General features: G+C 64.8%; 17 protein-coding genes. 4 read left to right on the top strand and 13 right to left on the bottom strand.

Annotated features, from left to right (window positions below; translation table 11 throughout):
* Positions 1-12: 12 nt before the first annotated feature.
* The 7 genes from prsR to BV95_RS15905 form a co-directional block, all read right to left on the bottom strand.
* Positions 13-1,377 carry a PEP-CTERM-box response regulator transcription factor gene (prsR, locus tag BV95_RS15935; RefSeq protein ID WP_037454090.1) on the bottom strand — a complete coding sequence of 455 codons (1,365 nt, stop codon included), beginning with the start codon at positions 1,375-1,377 and terminating at the stop codon, positions 13-15.
* Entirely contained in the window at positions 1,377-3,443 is a 2,067-nt protein-coding gene (gene prsK / locus BV95_RS15930; RefSeq protein ID WP_037454088.1) for an XrtA/PEP-CTERM system histidine kinase PrsK, read from the bottom strand. The genes prsR and prsK overlap by 1 nt, the downstream gene beginning before the upstream one ends.
* On the bottom strand, positions 3,440-4,828 hold the full coding sequence (locus tag BV95_RS15925) for a TIGR03013 family XrtA/PEP-CTERM system glycosyltransferase (protein WP_037454086.1): 1,389 nt from the start codon (positions 4,826-4,828) through the stop codon (positions 3,440-3,442). The genes prsK and BV95_RS15925 overlap by 4 nt, the downstream gene beginning before the upstream one ends.
* A 197-nt stretch (positions 4,829-5,025) precedes the next feature.
* A complete protein-coding gene (locus BV95_RS15920) occupies positions 5,026-5,274 on the bottom strand; it encodes a flagellar basal body-associated FliL family protein (RefSeq protein WP_037454083.1) in 249 nt (82 codons plus the stop codon).
* 50 nt (positions 5,275-5,324) lie between these two features.
* Complete coding sequence (locus BV95_RS15915; protein ID WP_037454080.1) at positions 5,325-5,981, bottom strand: sigma-70 family RNA polymerase sigma factor; 657 nt, start codon at positions 5,979-5,981, stop codon at positions 5,325-5,327.
* A 103-nt stretch (positions 5,982-6,084) separates the two neighbouring features.
* Positions 6,085-6,219 (bottom strand): hypothetical protein, encoded by a 135-nt coding sequence (locus BV95_RS24790; RefSeq protein ID WP_037454077.1) that lies wholly within the window; start codon positions 6,217-6,219, stop codon positions 6,085-6,087.
* Between the two features lie 94 nt (positions 6,220-6,313).
* Positions 6,314-7,108: a response regulator gene (locus tag BV95_RS15905; RefSeq protein ID WP_037454074.1), complete on the bottom strand. Its 795-nt coding sequence runs from the start codon at positions 7,106-7,108 to the stop codon at positions 6,314-6,316.
* A gap of 354 nt (positions 7,109-7,462) precedes the next feature.
* On the opposite strand from BV95_RS15905, the gene BV95_RS23825 reads away from it, so the two are divergent.
* Both BV95_RS23825 and BV95_RS15900 read left to right on the top strand, forming a co-directional pair.
* A complete protein-coding gene (locus BV95_RS23825; RefSeq protein WP_156028680.1) occupies positions 7,463-7,660 on the top strand; it encodes a NepR family anti-sigma factor in 198 nt (65 codons plus the stop codon).
* 245 nt (positions 7,661-7,905) lie between these two features.
* Positions 7,906-9,414: a sensor histidine kinase gene (locus BV95_RS15900; RefSeq protein ID WP_037454120.1), complete on the top strand. Its 1,509-nt coding sequence runs from the start codon at positions 7,906-7,908 to the stop codon at positions 9,412-9,414.
* 101 nt (positions 9,415-9,515) lie between these two features.
* Here the strand turns inward: BV95_RS15900 and tgt are convergent, their stop codons facing one another.
* Positions 9,516-10,646: a tRNA guanosine(34) transglycosylase Tgt gene (gene tgt, locus BV95_RS15895; RefSeq protein WP_037454071.1), complete on the bottom strand. Its 1,131-nt coding sequence runs from the start codon at positions 10,644-10,646 to the stop codon at positions 9,516-9,518.
* Between the two features lie 53 nt (positions 10,647-10,699).
* Complete coding sequence (locus BV95_RS15890; protein ID WP_037454117.1) at positions 10,700-10,879, bottom strand: hypothetical protein; 180 nt, start codon at positions 10,877-10,879, stop codon at positions 10,700-10,702.
* A 277-nt stretch (positions 10,880-11,156) separates the two neighbouring features.
* Between BV95_RS15890 and BV95_RS15885 the strand changes: the two genes are divergently transcribed.
* Positions 11,157-12,077 (top strand): crotonase/enoyl-CoA hydratase family protein, encoded by a 921-nt coding sequence (locus tag BV95_RS15885; protein WP_234703208.1) that lies wholly within the window; start codon positions 11,157-11,159, stop codon positions 12,075-12,077.
* Between the two features lie 2 nt (positions 12,078-12,079).
* Here BV95_RS15885 and BV95_RS15880 read toward each other — a convergent pair whose 3' ends face one another.
* On the bottom strand, positions 12,080-14,023 hold the full coding sequence (locus BV95_RS15880) for a putative bifunctional diguanylate cyclase/phosphodiesterase (RefSeq protein ID WP_174544469.1): 1,944 nt from the start codon (positions 14,021-14,023) through the stop codon (positions 12,080-12,082).
* Positions 14,024-14,237: 214 nt separating this feature from the next.
* Between BV95_RS15880 and BV95_RS15875 the strand changes: the two genes are divergently transcribed.
* Positions 14,238-14,918, top strand: a complete 681-nt coding sequence (locus tag BV95_RS15875; protein WP_037454062.1) for a GNAT family N-acetyltransferase — start codon at positions 14,238-14,240, stop codon at positions 14,916-14,918.
* Between the two features lie 21 nt (positions 14,919-14,939).
* Here BV95_RS15875 and BV95_RS15870 read toward each other — a convergent pair whose 3' ends face one another.
* From BV95_RS15870 to BV95_RS15860, 3 genes are read right to left on the bottom strand one after another with little or no spacing between them, the layout of a single operon-like run.
* The gene (locus tag BV95_RS15870) at positions 14,940-15,200 is read right to left on the bottom strand and encodes a DUF1467 family protein (RefSeq protein ID WP_037454059.1); all 261 of its coding nucleotides are present in this window, start codon (positions 15,198-15,200) and stop codon (positions 14,940-14,942) included.
* A gap of 10 nt (positions 15,201-15,210) precedes the next feature.
* Positions 15,211-16,848, bottom strand: coding sequence for a ribonuclease J (locus BV95_RS15865; protein WP_037454056.1), 1,638 nt, complete (start codon positions 16,846-16,848; stop codon positions 15,211-15,213).
* Positions 16,845-17,627: a type III pantothenate kinase gene (locus tag BV95_RS15860; protein ID WP_013847124.1), complete on the bottom strand. Its 783-nt coding sequence runs from the start codon at positions 17,625-17,627 to the stop codon at positions 16,845-16,847. The genes BV95_RS15865 and BV95_RS15860 overlap by 4 nt, the downstream gene beginning before the upstream one ends.

Below are 17,627 nucleotides of genomic sequence, written 5' to 3'. Positions count from 1 at the left end.
GGATTTGGCGGCCTAATTCTGCATCTGATATTGTTTCAGCAGGTCGTAAAGCGTCGGACGGCTGATCCCCAGCATCTTCGCCGCGCCTGATATATTGCCGTCCGTGCGCGCTATCGCCCGACGAATGGCGCGGCGGTCGGCCATTTCCCGCGCCGCTTTCAGGTTCACCACGTCGCCCCCTTCGGCGCGATCCCCATCCAGGTCGAGATCGGCGGCGGTGACATGTTTCCCGTCCGCCATGATGACGGCGCGTTTCATGCGGTTCTCCAGTTCCCGCACATTGCCGGGCCAGGTCCAGACGTCCAGCGCCGCCAGCGCGTCCGGCGCAAGGCCCTTCACCTGCGGGTTCATGTCCTTGGCGAAGCGGTGCAGGAAATGCCGCGCCAGCAGCGCCGGATCGCCCGGCCTCTCCCGAAGCGCGGGAATGCGCACCACAATCTCCGCCAGCCGGTAATAGAGATCCTCCCGGAACGTGCCCGCCGCGATCATTTCCTCCAGATTCTGGTGCGTGGCGCAGACGATCCGCGTGTCGACCGCGATGGGCTGACGCCCGCCGATCCGTTCGATTACCCGCTCCTGCAGGAAACGCAGCAGCTTCACCTGCAGGGTCAGCGGGATGTCGCCCACTTCATCCAGGAACAATGTGCCGCCCTGCGCCAGTTCGATCTTGCCGGGCGTGGTCTTGACCGCGCCGGTGAAGGCGCCCTTCTCATGCCCGAACAGTTCCGCCTCCAGCAGCGTTTCCGGAATCGCCGCGCAGTTGATCGCGACGAAGGCCCCTTCCCGGCGCGGGCTGGCGTCATGCAGGCCCTGCGCCAGCAATTCCTTGCCGGTGCCGCTGGCGCCCAACAGCAGGACGGAGACGTCCGCCGCCGCCACCCGCTCTATGGTGCGGGCGACCTTCATCATCTCCGGCGCGGCGGTGATCAACCGTCCCAGCACCCGCCCCCCTTCCGGCGCGGTTTCGGCCAGGCGGGCATTTTCCCGTTCCAGCGCATGGACATGGAAGGCGCGGCGGACGATCAGCCCCAGTTCGTCGATGTCGACCGGCTTCTGGTAGAAATCATAGGCACCGCCGGAAATGGCGTGGAGCGCGCTTTCCCGCGCCCCATGGCCGGACGCGACGATGACCTTCGTATCCGGCTTGATGCGCAATATCTCCTCCAGCGTGGCGAAGCCTTCGCTGGTGCCGTCGGGATCGGGCGGCAGGCCCAGGTCCAGCGTCACAACATCGGGCGCCTGCTCGCGCAGCATCTCGATCGCCTCCTCGCGGTCGCCCGCGATGAAGAGCTGATATTCCTCATAGGCCCAGCGCAACTGCCGCTGAAGGCCCGGATCGTCCTCCACGATCAGCAATTTCGGTCGCATGTCGCTCATCAGGCGGCCTTCCCCCTAAAATCCCCCAGCGCCAAAGGCAGGCGCAACGTGAACCGGCTTCCCACGCCGGGCTTGCTTTCCACATCGATCCGGCCGCCCATCGCCTGGGCCAGCGCCCGCGCCTCGAACGCGCCGATGCCGAAGCCCCCCACCTTGCTGGACGAAAAGGGCTTGAACAATTCGCGGCGGATGAATTCGGCGGTCATGCCGCGGCCCTGGTCGATCACGTCCAGCAAAGCGTCGTGCCCGTCGTCGGACAGCCGCAATTCCACGACATCGTCCGGCGCGCTGGCGTCGATGGCGTTCTGGAGCAGGTGGATGACGATCTGCTCGACCCGCGCCGGGTCGGCCAGCACCTGCGGCGCGTCGCCCGCGACGATGATCGCATGCTGGCGCGAGCGGGAACGCGCGACCTGCTCCGCCACGTCGCGCAGCGCCATGGGGCGCGGCTCTTCCGCCCTGCCCTTATTATGCTGCGAAAGGCGGGCCAGCATGTCGTTCATCTTGCCCACCGATTCCTTCAGCGTCAGCACCATGTCGGCGCGGAAGTCCGGATTGTCGGCATGCCGCTCCGCATTGCGGGCGAGCAACGAAAGCTGGCTCACCAGATTCTTCACGTCATGAATGATGAAGGCGAAGCGGCGGTTGAACTCTTCGAAACGCTGGGCGTCGTCCAGCGCCTGCTGCCCCTGCGCCTCGCGCAGATAGCTGGCCGCCTGCCGTCCGGCGGCGCGCAGCATGTCGAAATCCTCCCAGTCGAGCCGCCGGTCGATGGGCGGGCGAGCAAGCAGGATCGCGCCGATCAGCCGCCCGAAATGGATCAGCGGCACCAGCGCCCAGGCGCGGCGGTCGACCGTCATCCAGCCGGGCGCGCTGACTTCTCCCGCGCCGCCGGGCGGCCGGTCTATGTCGATGATCCAGCCGCTCTGTTCGATGAGCGCGGCGAGCGGCGCGGGAACGACCGCGCCATCGGGCATCTCGCCCGGCCAGTTCCAATGCGTCTCGAACGCCAGCGCGCCGTCGTCCGCCCGCAGCATCAGCACGGCGGCGGGGGAATCGGTGATGTCGGCCACCGCCTTCGCCACGCGCTCCCCCAGGGGAAGCGCATTGTCGCCGGGGCGGCCTATCGTATCGCCGAAGCGCATCCATTCGGTGCGATAATCATAGCGATGCTGGAAGAAATGCTTGGCCACCTGCACCTTCCAGAAGGCGCGCAGGCGGCGGGAGGGCAGGACCACCAGCGCGCTCACCGCCATGAAGAAGACGCCGCCTATCTCGACCACCCGCGCATAGGGACCGGCGACCAGTTCCACCACCACCGCCGTCGCGGCCAGCACCACGACATAGAGCGCCAGGGCCGCCAGCGAGAGCGACCGGACGGTCAGCGCGCGCGACAATTGCACCCGCGCGGCGATGTCGTTGCGCATCCCCGCAGCGATCACCGGGGCGAGCAGCGCCATCATCGGTCCGCGCAGGGCATAAAGTTCATGGGCGCGATCCGTCGTGACGGCGGCTATGGCATAGAGGGTGAAGTCATAGGTCCACATCGCCGCCAGCGCGCCGAGCAGCAGCGCCACCCGCTCCCGATTCTGCGGCGGCCAGCCGATATAGAGGTGATGGACCAGCATCAGGCTGCCGATGGCGGTCATCATGTGCAGCACCAGCGAGACATGGAGAAGCGCGCGGTGCAGGTCGCTGAGCGGAGACAATTGCCGCCAGATGAGGTCGGTGAAGGTCTGGAGCAGGATGATGCCCGCCACCGCGGCATAGACCGACCCGATCGCCACCAGCGATTCCCCCCGCCCCGGCCCGTTCCGCCGCAGCATGGCGAACAGCAGCAGCAGCCAGGCAGCGTTGCGGATATTCTCGCCAATGCCAGTCAGCGGCTTTTCCACCCCGCCGAAGGAGACGTAGAGCGACCAGCAGGAGGTCAGCAGCAACGCGGCGGCCAGCAGGCTATGTTCGGGCTCTTCCCGGCGGCGCAGGACGAAGATGCCCAATGCCGCGAACAATATGGCGGCCAGCGCATGGCCCCAATCGCCGACGAATTGCAGCAGAGCGCTCACCGCGCCCCCTCCGGCCAGAGGATGACGCGCAACGTCTGGATCAGGATCAGCAGATCCAGGAAGGGCGTGTAGTTCTTGGCGTAATAAAGATCATATTCCAGCTTGTTGCGGGCATCCTCTATCGACGCGCCATAGGGATAGTTGATCTGCGCCCAGCCGGTGATGCCCGGCTTCACCATATGCCGTTCGGCATAATAGCGCAGATGCTGTTCCAGATCCTCGACGAACTGGCGGCGTTCGGGGCGCGGGCCGACGAAGCTCATCTCCCCCTTCAGCACCGTCCAGGTCTGCGGCAGTTCGTCGATGCGCAGCTTGCGCAGCCAGTATCCCAGGCGCGTGATGCGCGGATCGTCCTTTTCCGCCCAGACCGCCTGGCCGGTCAGTTCCGCGTCCTGTCGCATGGTGCGCAGCTTCACGATCCAGAATTCCTCGCCGTAAAGGCCGACGCGCTGCTGGCGGTAGAAGGCGGGGCCCTTGCTGTCGAGCTTCACCAATATAGCGGCCAGCAGGATGACCGGGCCGGTCAGCAGCAGCAGGATCGAACTGGCGACGATGTCGAACAGCCGCTTGGCGATGCTGGACAGGCGGCGGCCCGCCGAAAAGCCGTCGGAGAAGATCAGCCAGCTTGGATTCACGCTGTCCAGGTCGACGCGGCCGGTTTCCCGCTCCAGGAAGGTGGAGATTTCGTTCACATGGACGCCGGTCGTCTTGATGCGCAGCAGGTCGCCCAGCGGCAGCGCGTTGCGCCGCTCCTCCAGCGCCAGCACCACCTCGCTCGCGGCCAGGCGGACCACGAAATCGGCCAGATTGTAGATGGCGTTGCGGTTGATCGCTTCCGGGATCACCTGCGCGCCGTCGTTCATCGCGATATAGCCGACGACCAGGAAGCCCGAACCCCTGCGCTGCTCGATCTCCCGAATGCGGTCGGCGCGATTGCCCGCGCCCAGGACGACCAGCCGCCGCTTGAACGCCTCGCCGCCCAGCATCGACCCCAAAAGCAGGCGGATCGCCAGCAGCAAGGCGATGGCCAGACCCATGGCGTAGAGCGAGTTGGAGCGCCAGAGCGTGATGTCGGGCAGCAGGAAATGCATGACCGACAGGAACAGCACGCCCAGCGAGATCGCGACCAGCAGCCGCGCCAGCGCGTAGCGGATGGATTGCAGCGATTCCGGACCGTAGACGCCGACGGCGATCATCGCCGTCTGGATCGCGATGCCGAAACTGAGCAGCGGCGCCAGGCGGGTCGCGGCGGGATCGACGGCCATGCCGATCTGGTGGGCGCGCAATATCCAGCCGCCTTCGGCCGCGCCGATCAGCAGCAGGAAATCCAGCAGGCCCAGCAGCAACACCGCATGCGGCACATAATGTTTGAACAATCTTATCATTCGTCGCGCGTTTCCCGCTGCGCCCGGCGGGCGGATCGTCGCCGGATCGCCTTACAGGCGCTGTAAGGAAATCCGACACCGACAGGCACGATGCACGACAATCGCAAAGATTTTCTGAACAGGCCGCCGGGGCTTCACGGCGGATCAGGGGACGGGCGGGTCAAGGCACGGGGCGGACCGCGCAACATCCTTTCCCGTCAATGATCGCGGACCGCGTCCGCCGCGTTCATCGCCGCATCGCCAACCACATGGGCGGCGCTGTCGGGAGCCTCGACCGCCTGCATCACGGCGTCGGCCGGGCGGTCGTCCCGATCCTTCGTCATGTAGAAAAAGCCGATCGCCAGCACCAGAGCCATGGCGACCAGAAGGAAGATGATCAAGCTGCCGCGCGACCGGCCCGGTACGGAAGCCGGTTCATGGGACTCGTCCTTGCGCCCTTCGTCCATGCTGCTTCTCCCGATCCTGAAATCCAGAGAGAAGCGGAGTGTAGCACAGATTACTCCGGGTCGGAGTCGCTATCTTCACTGCCTTCCCTGGCTTCGCGCCCCCGGCTCAGGCGGTCGACATCGTCCATGATCTCGTCCAGGATCGCCGCTTCGCTGGTTTCCTGGCTGCGGCGGGACGGCAGGTCGCCATTTTCCAATATCTGTTCCAGGGCGGCGCGGCCGCGCGCTACGCGGCTCTTGATGGTGCCGACGGCGACACCGCAGATGTCGGCCGCCTCCTCATAGGCAAAGCCGCCCGCGCCGACCAGGATCAGCGCCTCCCGCTGCGGCTGCGGCAATTGCAGCAGGGCGCGCTGCATGTCGGACAGTTCGACATGCTTGTCCTGCCCGGCGGGCGCGGCGAGCAGCCGGTCGGCCGCCAGATCGTCCCAATCGCCCCGGAAACGCGAGCGGCGCATCTGCGACAGATAATGATTGCGCAGGATGATGAAGGTCCATGCCCGCATGTTGGTGCCCGCCTGGAAACGGCTGCGCGCGGCCCAGGCCTTCAGCAGCGTTTCCTGCACCAGATCGTCCGCCACGTCGCGATTGCCCGACAGCGACCGGCCGAAGGCGCGCAGGTGCGGGATCACGGCGGCCAGTTCACGCTTGAAATCCGCGTCCGAAAGGGCTTCGCGCTCCACATCCGGACTTGCGCCGTCACTCATGGAAACAACCCCCTCACCGGCTGTCGCCCTCGCTGCATGAACGGAAGTCGTCAAAGCCATATATGCGTCCGCATCCCAATATTCTTCTTCTCAACGACCGACTTCAATAACCCAGCAATATCACGGCCATCACGATGATCGCGAGCGTCAGCGAAATGGCCAGGACATAGCGAACGATATGCGGCGTAGAGCCTGCGCGGGCTTTTTCGGTCGCGATATGCTGCTCCTGCTCGGCCATGAAGGTCTCTCCCGATCGTTACGCATCAATAACGCGAGTCGCGGACCGGGGTTCCCCTTTTTTCTGCCTCATTCCAGAAAGCCCGCCGCAACGATCAGGCCGGGGCCGTCGCCTCGTCGAAGAACAGCGCCTGGGAAATGGCCGCCTTCACCGTGGAGCGCTGGAACGGCTTGGTGATGAGGAAGGTGGGTTCCGGCCGCTCGCCCGTCAGCAGACGTTCCGGGAAGGCGGTAATGAAGATCACCGGCACCGAATATTCGGCAAGAATATCCTTCACCGCGTCGATGCCGCTGGAATCGTCGGCAAGCTGGATGTCCGCCAGCACCAGACCGGGCCGTTCGGCCATCGCCTCCCGCACCGCATCCTCACGGGTGACGGCGATCGCGGTCACCTCATGCCCCAGGTCGCGGACGATGGTTTCGATGTCCATGGCGATGATCGGCTCATCTTCGATGATCAGCACCTTGGCGCGGGTCTGCGCCTCGATCTCGGTCAGCGCTTCCCTGACCAGCGCCTCCACATCGTCGCCGTCCAGGTCGATCAGATAGCCGACATCCTCGACCGTGAAACCCTCCAGCGCCGTGAGCAGCAGCGCCTGGCGCGGCAGCGGCGTCAGCCGGGCGAGACGCGCCTGGGCGATGGCCTCCTGCCCGTCGGCGCCGGTGAGCACGGGCGCGTCCTCCAAATGGGAGGAGGACCAGATCGCATGGAAGGTCTTGTAGAGGCCAAGGCGCGGGTCGACGGCCGCCGGAAATTCGTCCGGCGCGGCCACGATAGCCTCCAACGTGGCGCGGACATAGGCGTCGCCATGCGTCTGGCTGCCTGTCAGCGCGCGCGCATAACGGCGTAGGAAAGGAAGATGAGGGTGCAGTTGCTGACCAAGCGACATCTGTAAAAATTCTCCCAGCCCATCGGGCAGCTTTATTTCGAAACATTCGTTGGATCGGGAGGATGAATGGACGAGGCCGATGTGGCAAGCCCCCTTCCCCTTTCCCGTTCCCCCTTTCGGTGCCATCGCCGTTCATCGGCGGGTCGAGGCAAAAAATGCTTCGCGAAGGGAACCAACAACCGGGGAATTTGTTTCACTGCCGTTCGGTTTTTTCGACAATCTTTGGGATTTTCTGATCTAATTCCCCGGACGTTCAATTGACGTCATAGGGGAAAGCCGCGAAAAGAGCAGGCTGGCATGACATTAATGGCTGCAGAGGGGCGTGTTTTGGTTGCTTCAACGACGGAACGGGATGTGACGGGAGGGGACAGGAAAGATGTCGGCACCAGCACTCCGGGTTCTGGCGTGAAGGGCGGGGCCGCCCGCAAGAAACGCGGTTCCGCGGCGAAGGACGACGGCCAGGTCGCCAATGCCCTGCGGTCCGTCTATCAACGCGCGGTGGAGGAGGATATTCCCGCCGAAATGCTCGACCTCCTCAGCAAGCTGGACTGAACTCTCCCCGATCGACCGGGCCGGGAAACGGCCGGACAGGCATCGCCGGGAGGATGGAGCGGAGAGGACATGGCGCTTCTTGGAAAATCCGCTGATTGCCTTTCGGGGAAAAACAGCGCTTGATGTTCGACATCAGCTAAATGGACACGAACCCCGCACCATCCCCGACCGAGGGCGCGCTTATTCCAGCCGCTGGCCCCGTCCTGCGCAGGTTGAACGCCGTTTCCCATTCCACCGGCGTCAAGATGTTCCTTATCCTGACGCTGGCGCTGCTGCCGCTGGGCCTGATCGCGCTGGTCGCATCGCTCCAGGCGATCCGCACGGCCGATTTGGAAAAGGAAGCCCTGCTGCGCGTCGCGGTCACGCAAAGCGCCCGCAAATTATCCTCCGACCTGGCGTTCGACCGCACGGCGCTGCTGCTGACGGCGGACAGTTTCGCAACATCCGGCCCGGACCGGGCCTTGTGCGCGCGCCTGACGAAATTCCTGGCGTCCCATGATCGCGGCGGGGGCCGCCATTATATCTACGACCGGACGGGGCGGCTGCTGTGCGGTTCGACCCTACCGGAACCTGCAGGCCTGCCGCCGTCGGCCCATTTCACCGGCGCGCCCGCGCAATTGCTGCCCACGTCGCCCTATCTGGTCAGCCGGGCGCGAAGCGGCAACGGCGCGGTCGTCGCGGTCGCTTATTATTCGCGCGCCTATCTGGAGGCGATCACAAACCCGGCGGGCACGTTGCAGAACCGCCAGATCACGCTGCGCGACGGCAGCCACAGCATGATCGTGACGCAACCGGCGGGCCTTTCAAGCGGGCGCGGCACCACGCTTTCGGCCCGGCTGGACCCGCCCAACATCCTGCTGACGATGACGCTGCGCGATCCCCCGGCGACGGTGGCGCGCATGCTCTCGCTCTTCCTGCCGCTGGTCATGTGGTTCGCGGCGGCGGCGATAGGCTGGTTCGTCGTCAACCGCCTGCTGATCCGGCCGCTGGTGGTGCTGCGCCGGTCGGTGGCCGCCTATCAGCCGGGCGAGGTGCTGGAGCCGATGCGCCGCATCCGCACCCCCGCGCAGGAGATCGTCGCGCTGGGCGACACGTTCCGCGAAATCAGCGAGGATGTCGCCACCCATGAGGCGGAGATGGCGGACGGGCTGGAAACCCAGCGCAAACTGACGCGGGAAGTGCATCATCGGGTCAAGAACAACCTTCAGATCATCGCCAGCCTGATCAACCTGCATGCGCGATCCGCCCATGACGCCGAAGCGGTGGAGGCCTATGCGACGATCCAGCGGCGGGTCGACGCGCTGTCCGTCGTGCACCGCAACCATTATGCGGAGCTGGAGGAGCATCGCGGCGTCGGCGTGCGATCGCTGGTCAGCGAACTGTCGGCCAGCCTGCGCAGTTCCGCCCCCGCCGAAGCGCGCCGCTTCGGCATTCAGATCGACAGCGACAATCTGCACATCAGCCAGGATGTGGCGGTGCCGATCGCCTTCCTGCTGACGGAACTGGTGGAGCTTGCGATGTTGTCCAACCCGCGCACGGCGATGCGCATCGCCGTGCAGTTGGAGCCGGGCCAGACGAACCGGGCGGTGCTTCACATCCTTTCCCCCGCGCTGCGCGGGTCGGCGGACATGACCGCCCGGCTGGAGGAGCGCTATGGGCGCGTGCTGACGGGCCTGTCGCGCCAGTTGCGCTCGCCGCTGGAGCATGATCCGGAGACTGGGGATTATGCGATAGCGATCACGGTGCTGGAATAGCGGCCTATGGGGTAAGGCGCGACCTGCGCATTTCCCCTCCACCAGCCTTCTGCTGGTCCCCCTCCCCATCTATCGATGGGGAGGATTAGGTTAAGCCGCTCTCAGGCGCGCTGATAATCTCGCCGGAAATCCGTCGCGAAATGCGCGAAACGCCCCTCCGCGATGCTGTCGCGCATTTCCTGCATCAGCGCCTGATAGAAATGGATGTTGTGCTGGGTCATCAGCATGGCGCCCAGCATTTCGCCCGCCTTCACCAGATGGTGCAGATAGGCGCGGCTCCAAGTCGAGCATACCGGACAGCCGCAGCGCGGGTCGAGCGGCCCCATATCCTCCGCAAAGCGCGCGTTGCGGATGTTGAGCGGCCCGGCCCAGGTAAAGGCCTGCCCGTTGCGCCCGCTGCGCGTCGGCAGGACGCAATCGAACATGTCGATCCCCCGCTCCACCGCGCCGACAATGTCGTCGGGCTTGCCCACGCCCATCAGATAACGCGGCTTGTCCGAAGGCAGCATGTCCGGCGCGAAATCGAGCGTGGCGAACATCGCCTCCTGCCCCTCGCCCACCGCCAGCCCGCCCACGGCATAGCCGTCGAAGCCGATCTCGATCAGCTTTTCCGCAGAAATGCGCCGCAGACCCTCATTCAACGAACCCTGCTGGATGCCGAACAGGGCTGCCCGATCCGCATGCTCCCCGCCTGCGTCGAAGCCGTCGCGGGAACGCTTCGCCCAGCGCATGGAGCGCTCCATGGACCGAGCCGCTTCGTCATGGGTGCAGCCATTCTTGGTGCATTCGTCGAACGCCATGACGATGTCGCTGTCCAGCAGCCGCTGGATCTCCATCGACCGTTCCGGGGTCAGCATATGCTTCGACCCGTCGATATGGCTGGAAAAGGCGACGCCCTCCTCGCTCATCTTCGTCAGCGCGCTCAGGCTCATCACCTGATAGCCGCCGCTGTCGGTCAGGATCGGTCGGTCCCAACCCATGAAGCCGTGCAGACCGCCCAGCCGCGCCATGCGTTCCGCGCCGGGACGCAGCATCAGATGATAGGTGTTGCCCAGGATGATGTCGGCACCGGCCGCGCGCACCTCGGCCGGGCGCATCGCCTTGACCGTGGCGGCGGTGCCCACCGGCATGAAGGCGGGCGTGCGGATGTCGCCGCGGCGCATTTGGATGACGCCGGTACGGGCCCTGCCGTCGGTCGCGGCGATCGAAAAGGAAAAACGGGGATGGGTCACGCTGCGCGCTGTAGGGTCGAAAGGCCCACCAGACAAGGCCGCAAAGGCGCGCTTCAGCCCTTCTTGCGCAGCCCGTCGAGCGCCACGACGGCGTCGATGTTGAAGCCTTCCACCCGGCGGTAATTGCCGATGAAGGGAAGGCAATCCGCAGACAGGCTGAGCCGCCAGGCCTGGCCTTGCATGTCGTGCAGCAGCAGGGTCACAAGCTGCATATCTTTCCGTGGCGCGTTCATGGACGCCATCGTAATTAATAAAGGTTAACAAAGGCCTGCGCCGCATTTGCGACGGGTTTTCAAAAGAGCGGTTTGTTGCGTTTCAGCAACATTTACCCTTCGATAACCCTGTTTTGGGCGGCATGAAAGCAACAGTAGCTAATAAAAATGGTTAATTTGGGAGCAAGACTCTTCGGCGCGGTTGCATAAGGGATGCAACGCTGTTTTCCTCATGAACAGTTGCAGTTTGGGGGCTCAGATGATTGATTCCGGGCGATTTAATTCCGCGCGCGAACATATGGACGACCTGACGCCCGCCCATCTTCCGGCGGAGGAGGACGCGACTTTGGCTTCCGTTACGGAAAGCATGGTTTCAGCGCAGGAAATCGGCACGTCGACCATGTTCGACCTGGGCCAGATCGACGTTGGCTGGGACGCGGCGTCGGCCACATTGTGGGCGTTCATGACGCCTGCGAATCGGCCCAATTTCAGCCCGGCGATGCTGCGCGACGTCCGATACTGGTATGTGGAGACCAAGCGGCTGTTCGACGCGGGCAAGCTGCCGGTCAAATATATGGTGGCCGGTTCGCGCTTTCCCGGCGTGTTCAACCTGGGCGGCGACCTGGAACTGTTCGCGGGCTGCATCGAGCGCGGCGACCTGCCCGGCCTGGTCGATTACGGCCACGCCTGCATCGACGTGGTGCATCGCACCTGGCGCAACGGCGACCTGCCGGTGGTTTCCATCGCGCTGGCGCAGGGCGACGCGCTGGGCGGCGGATTCGAAGCGCTGCTCTGTTTCGACGTCGTGATCGCGGAGCGCAGCGCCCGTTTCGGCCTGCCCGAAATGCTTTTCGGCCTGTTCCCCGGCATGGGGGCCTATTCCATTCTGGCGCGCAGGCTGGGGCGTTTGCTGGCGGAGCGGATGATCCTGTCCGGCAAGGTCTACAGCGCGCAGGAAATGTACGACATGGGCATCGTCCACACGCTGGTGGAGGATGGCGAGGGCGAACAGGCGGTGCGCGACTATATCGCGGCCAGCACGCCCCACCATGCGGGCCATGTCGGCGTGTTCCAGGCAGGGCGGCGGGTCGATCCGCTGGAATATGAGGAATTGAAGGACATCGTCGAAAACTGGGCGGAAACCGCGCTCAAGCTCGACCTGAAGGATGTGCGGATGATGCGCCGCCTGGCCTCCGCCCAGACCCGCCTGCACCGATAGGATCAGGCGCGGCGGCGGTCCTGGGGCATGGCCACGGCGCCGCTGGCGTCGTCCATGCGCCGCATCATCTCCAGCACCTGGGCGGCGGGCACCGGGCGGCTCAATATGAAGCCCTGAACGTTGGTGAAGCCCATCTCACGGGCGCAGCGCAACTGATCTTCGGTCTCTATGCCTTCCGCCACCGTCTCTACGTCCAGCGCATGGGCCAGATAGGCGACCGACTGGGCGATGGCGCGATGGCGTGAATTGCCCTCCACCCCGCGCATGAAGCTCTGGTCGACCTTGATCGTGTCAAAGGCATAGTCGCGCAAATAGCCGAGCGAGGAATAGCCCGTCCCAAAATCGTCCAGCGCCAGCCGCAGACCGATGCGCTGAAGGTCGGACAGGATCAGGTTGGTCCGGCCGCTATCCTCCAGAAAGATCGATTCGGTCACTTCCAGTTCCAGCCGGCGCGCCTTCAGCCCCGACTGCATCAATGCCGAAATCACGGCGCGGGGCAGGCCGTCGCTCTTGATCAGCACCGGAGAGATATTGACGGCGACGCGGACATTCTCATCCCATTCCATCGCATCCTGGCAGGCGCGCTCCAGCGCCCAGGCGGTCATCGGCTCGATCATCGAACAGCTTTCGGCGATCGGGATGAACTCCGCCGGGGAAATGCGGCCAAGCGTCGGGTGATCCCAGCGCATCAGCGCCTCGCAGATCGCGATCCGACCCGTTTCCGTGTCGAAGATCGGCTGATAGTGCAGCATCAGCTCGCCATTGGCCATGGCGCAGCGCAAGCCCATTTCCAGGTCGTAGGTGCGGTTCTGCCGCTCCTTCATCGACCAGGCGAACTGGGCATGGCGGTTCCGCCCGGCATGTTTCGCCTGATAAAGGGCCATGTCGGCATGTTGGAGCAGTTCATCGCTGTCCTGCCCATCCTCCGGCGCGACGGCGATGCCCATAGAGGCGGTGACGCCCAGTTGATAGCCGCCGACCTCGAAATCATGGGCGAATTCGGCCATCACGTCGCCCGCAATCTGTTCGGCCGCCGGACGGTCGGCGCCGGGGCAAATCAGGACGAATTCGTCCCCGCCGAAGCGCGCGACATGGCCCCGCCCGTCCAGCGCATGGGAAAGCCTTTCGGCGACCCTGCACAGAAGCTGGTCGCCGATCATATGTCCCAGGGAATCGTTGATTTCCTTGAACCGGTCCAGGTCCATCCAGAACACCGCCATCGCATCCCGGTCGGATCGTCGCCCGTCGAACAGTTCGCGCAGCCGCATCTGCATCGCCATGCGGTTCTCCACGCCGGTCAGGCTGTCGAACCGGGCGAGCCGTTCGAACTTGATGGCGAGTTGGGATTTTTCATATTTGCCCTGCAACGCCTCCAGCACGATGCGGTGCGTCGTCTTCGTGATGTCCGCCATGGCGAAGATCATCAGGAAGCAGAGGATGCCCAGCACCGTATAGCCCAACCCGCCCGCAAGGACGAGGCCCAGCGAGGTCGGCAGCAAGGACAGGCATGTCTGGCCGATCGCGACCTGGACGCGCCCCGCATTGCGGCCGGAAATGCCGCCGGAATAGGAAGCCACCAGACACACGGCCAGCACATGCAGCTTCGCGTCGTGGGACAGCAAAAGGGTCGCGAACGACAATATCCCCAGCAGCGCCGCATAGCACCACGCGCCCAGTTCGTAGGCCAGCCCCCAGATAGGCTGGGTTCCGCCCCCTTCATGGGCAAGCTGCCGCTGGAAATAGACGGCGGAGATCGATCGGCTGAGCCCGACCAGCCCGATCAGGACGGCGATGACGGTGATGGCGGCGATATGCGCATGCCAGGCGATGACGAGGCCCAGCGCCCCGCCCGCGACCGCGCCGATCATCAGCGATGCCGGGGAAGCATAGAGCGATTTGACGAGATTCGCCTGCACTTCAGCGCTTTGCTGAGTCTCCGGCGCCATGCGCCCGCGCAAGAATGCGATCAAGTTTCGTTCAGGGCGTGACACGTCATCGCCACCATTGCCGAAACATGATTTCCATTTGGTAAATCGCACCCGCCAAGACGCGCCTGAAATGCCGATTGTTACGCGATCGAGCGATTTTTGCCGCCGGGGCGCGGGGCAAGGACGGGATGGGCTTGCTTTCTCCGCAACTTAGCCGAAAAATAGGGCCATCGTGCCCCATCATCCCTTGCATCGACCGGTCTGGAACGCCCTTCATGGCGGCTGGAAGCCGCTGGTGCAGGGAGATGGGGAGGCGTTGCGCATCGATCCGCGCTACGGCCCCTTCGCCGCCGCGGCGGATGACGGCCCGGCGGCGCAAGGCGCGCTGGCCGCGCTCGTGCCGGAGGGGGGCGAGGCATGGATCGTGGAGCCTGACGCCCCCGCGCCGCCGCCCGGCACGCGCCTGGTGCGCGAAGCCGTGCTGGCGCAGATGGTGGCGGAAGAGATTTTGGGGGAATCGGCGCCAGTCGACCATATCCTCCTGACCGATGCGGATGCGGAGGAGATGCGCGCCCTGGCCCTCCTGACGAAGCCGGGACCGTTCCTGCCCCTCACCCATCGACTCGGCCGCTTCATCGGCATCAGGGAGGGCGGCAAGCTGATCGCCATGGCGGGTGAGCGGATGCGCATGCCCGGTTTCGCCGAAGTCAGCGGCGTCTGCACCCATCCCGACCATCGCGGCCGGGGCCATGCGAAACAATTGATGCGAATCGTCGCCAGCGCCATGCTGGAACGGGGCGAGACCCCCTTCCTCCACGCCTATGCCGCGCATGAAGCGACGGTGGCGCTCTACGAAAGGCTGGGCTTTCGCGTGCGGGCGCGGATGCACATGATGGTAATCGCTCCAGGCTGAATCAGCGCTTCGGCGAAATGCTCAGCCGATATGCGTCCACCGCTCCAGCGTGATCCAGCCTTCGACATAATTGGCGTAATAAAGGCCGAACGCCACCGCCGACAGGATGGTCGCCCGGACGGCGACCGTGCCGGGCCGGAAATTGCTGGGGGCGCTGTCCGCCTGCCCCTTCAGCAGCGCCTCGCCCGTTTCATCGGGCGTGCGAATGCCGAAGGGCAGGACGATAAACGCGCTGATCACCCAGAACAGCACATAGATGGCGAAGATCGCATACCAGTTCATGGCGTCGGACTTAGGCCTGAATGAGCAGCACGTCCACCACCGGCTTCTTGCCAGTCCAGCGCGTGGCCGTGCGCCGCACCGCAAGCCGCACCCGCTCGCGCAGGGCTTCTTCATCCCGCGAACCCTTGGCGACCGCGCTGGCGGCTTCCTCCGCCGCTTCCTCCAGGAAGGCGGCCTTGTCCTCTTCCACCGGCACGCCCTGGGTGCGCAGGGCCGGCGTGCCGATCACCCGACCCTTGCCGTCCATCGCCACGGCGACGCTGATCTGCCCGTGCAGGGCGACCTTGCGCCGCTCGTTCATGGTCGATCCGTCCGACGGCAGGATGACGTCGCCGTCCAGCACCAGCCGTCCGGTCGCTTCCTGACCGATGATCTGCGGCCCGTTCGGGGCCAGACGCAACAGGTCGCCATTGGACTGCACCACGGCGGAGGGCACTCCGCTCGCCAGGCCCAGCCGCGCCTGTTCGGCCATGTGCCGCCGCTCGCCATGGACGGGCAGCAATATCTGCGGCCGCACCCAGCGATACATGGCCTGCAATTCGGGCCGCCCCGGATGGCCGGAGACGTGCACCTCCGCCTGGCGATCCGTCACCATCAGCACGCCCTTGGCCGCCAGCGCATTCTGGATGCGCCCGATGGCGATCTCATTGCCCGGTATCTGCTTGGAGGAGAAGACGACCAGATCGCCCTCGTCCAGCTTGATCGGATGGCTGTCGAAGGCGATGCGGGACAGGGCGGCCCGCGCCTCACCCTGCCCGCCCGTGGCGATGATCATCACCTCATTATGGGGCAGCGCCATGGCATCGTCCCAATCGACGGTCGGTGGGAAATCCTTGAGGTAACCCGCCGTCCGCGCGGTCGAGATGATCCGGTCGAGCGACCGCCCCGCCACGCAAAGCTTGCGCCCCACGGCGTTGGCGACCTCTCCCAATGTTTGCAGGCGCGCCGCGTTGGAGGCGAAGGTCGTGACCAGCACCCGTCCCTTCGCGCCCTTGATCGTCTCCATCAGCCCTTCGCGGACATCGCCTTCGGAGCCGCTGGCTTCGGGATTGAAGACATTGGTGCTGTCGCACACCAGTGCCAGCACGCCCTCATCGCCGATCGCGGTCAGTTCCTCCGGGGTAGAGGGCTGGCCCAGCAGGGGCGTTTCGTCCAGCTTCCAGTCGCCGGTATGGAATATCTTCCCATAAGGCGTGTCGATCAGCACCGCATTGCCTTCGGGAATGGAGTGGGCGAGCGGCACGTAGCGGAAGCCGAACGGACCCAGCGCGAAGCTGCCCTCATTGTCGATGACGTTGAGTTCCACCTCTTTGCTAAGCCCTTCCTCCTCCAGCTTGAGCCGGATCAGGCCCGCCGTGAAGGGCGTGGCGTAGAGGGGCACGCCCAGGTCGGCGGCGAGATAGGGAATGGCGCCGATATGATCCTCATGCCCATGGGTCAGCACGATGCCGAGAAGGTCGTCCTTGCGCTCTTCGATAAAGGCGAGGTCCGGCAATATCAGGTCCACGCCGGGATAGGCGGGATCGGCAAAGGTCAGGCCCAGATCGACCATCACCCATTTGCCCTGGCAACCGTAGAGATTGACGTTCATGCCGATTTCCCCCGACCCGCCAAGGGCCAGGAAAATCAGCTCATTTCCGGGTATCATTCTGTTTTCAAACTCCGTTCATATAATGATGCGAGGCCCAGGATCGTGAGATCGGGCGCGATCGCATCGAAAATATCGCTATTGTCGTCGAAGAGGACCGCCAGGCCCCCTGTCGCAATCACCTTGGCGGGACGGCCGATTTCCGCGCGCATGCGGGCGACCAGCCCCTCCATCATCGCCACATAGCCCCAGAAGACGCCGATATGCATCTGCGCCTCCGTGGTCCGACCGATAACCGACCGGTTCTCCGGCGGCGCGATCGCGATCTTCGGCAGCTTCGCGGCGGCGGCCACCAGCGCATCGAGCGACAGGTTGATGCCCGGCGCGATGATGCCGCCCTTGTAGGCGCCATGATAATCGATCACGTCGAAGGTCGTTGCCGTCCCGAAATCGATGACGATCAGGTCTTCGGGATAAAGATGGTGGGCGGCGATGGCGTTTACAACCCGGTCCGCACCGACCGAGGCCGGTTCGGCCACGTCCAGTTCGATGCCCCATTCCACCGGCGCCTGCCCTGCGACAAGGGCGGTCGTCTTGAAATATTTATCGGCCAGCACCTGAAGATTGTGCAGGGCGCGGGGCACGACCGTGGCAATGATCACCGCCTCGACATCGGCGATCTTATAGCCCTCCAGCATCAGAAGCTGGTTCAGCCACACCGCATATTCGTCCGCGGTGCGCCGGGGGTCGGTGGCGATCCGCCAGCGGGCGCGGATCTCCCGTCCCTCCAGCAGCGCGAAAACCACATTGGTATTGCCCGCGTCGATCGCGAGAAGCAT

This window comes from Sphingobium chlorophenolicum (assembly GCF_000722875.1).
In the GTDB taxonomy this organism is placed as follows: Bacteria; Pseudomonadota; Alphaproteobacteria; order Sphingomonadales; family Sphingomonadaceae; genus Sphingobium; species Sphingobium chlorophenolicum.
Note: the sequence above shows the minus strand (reverse complement) of the source record. Positions and strands in the feature narration are given on the sequence as shown.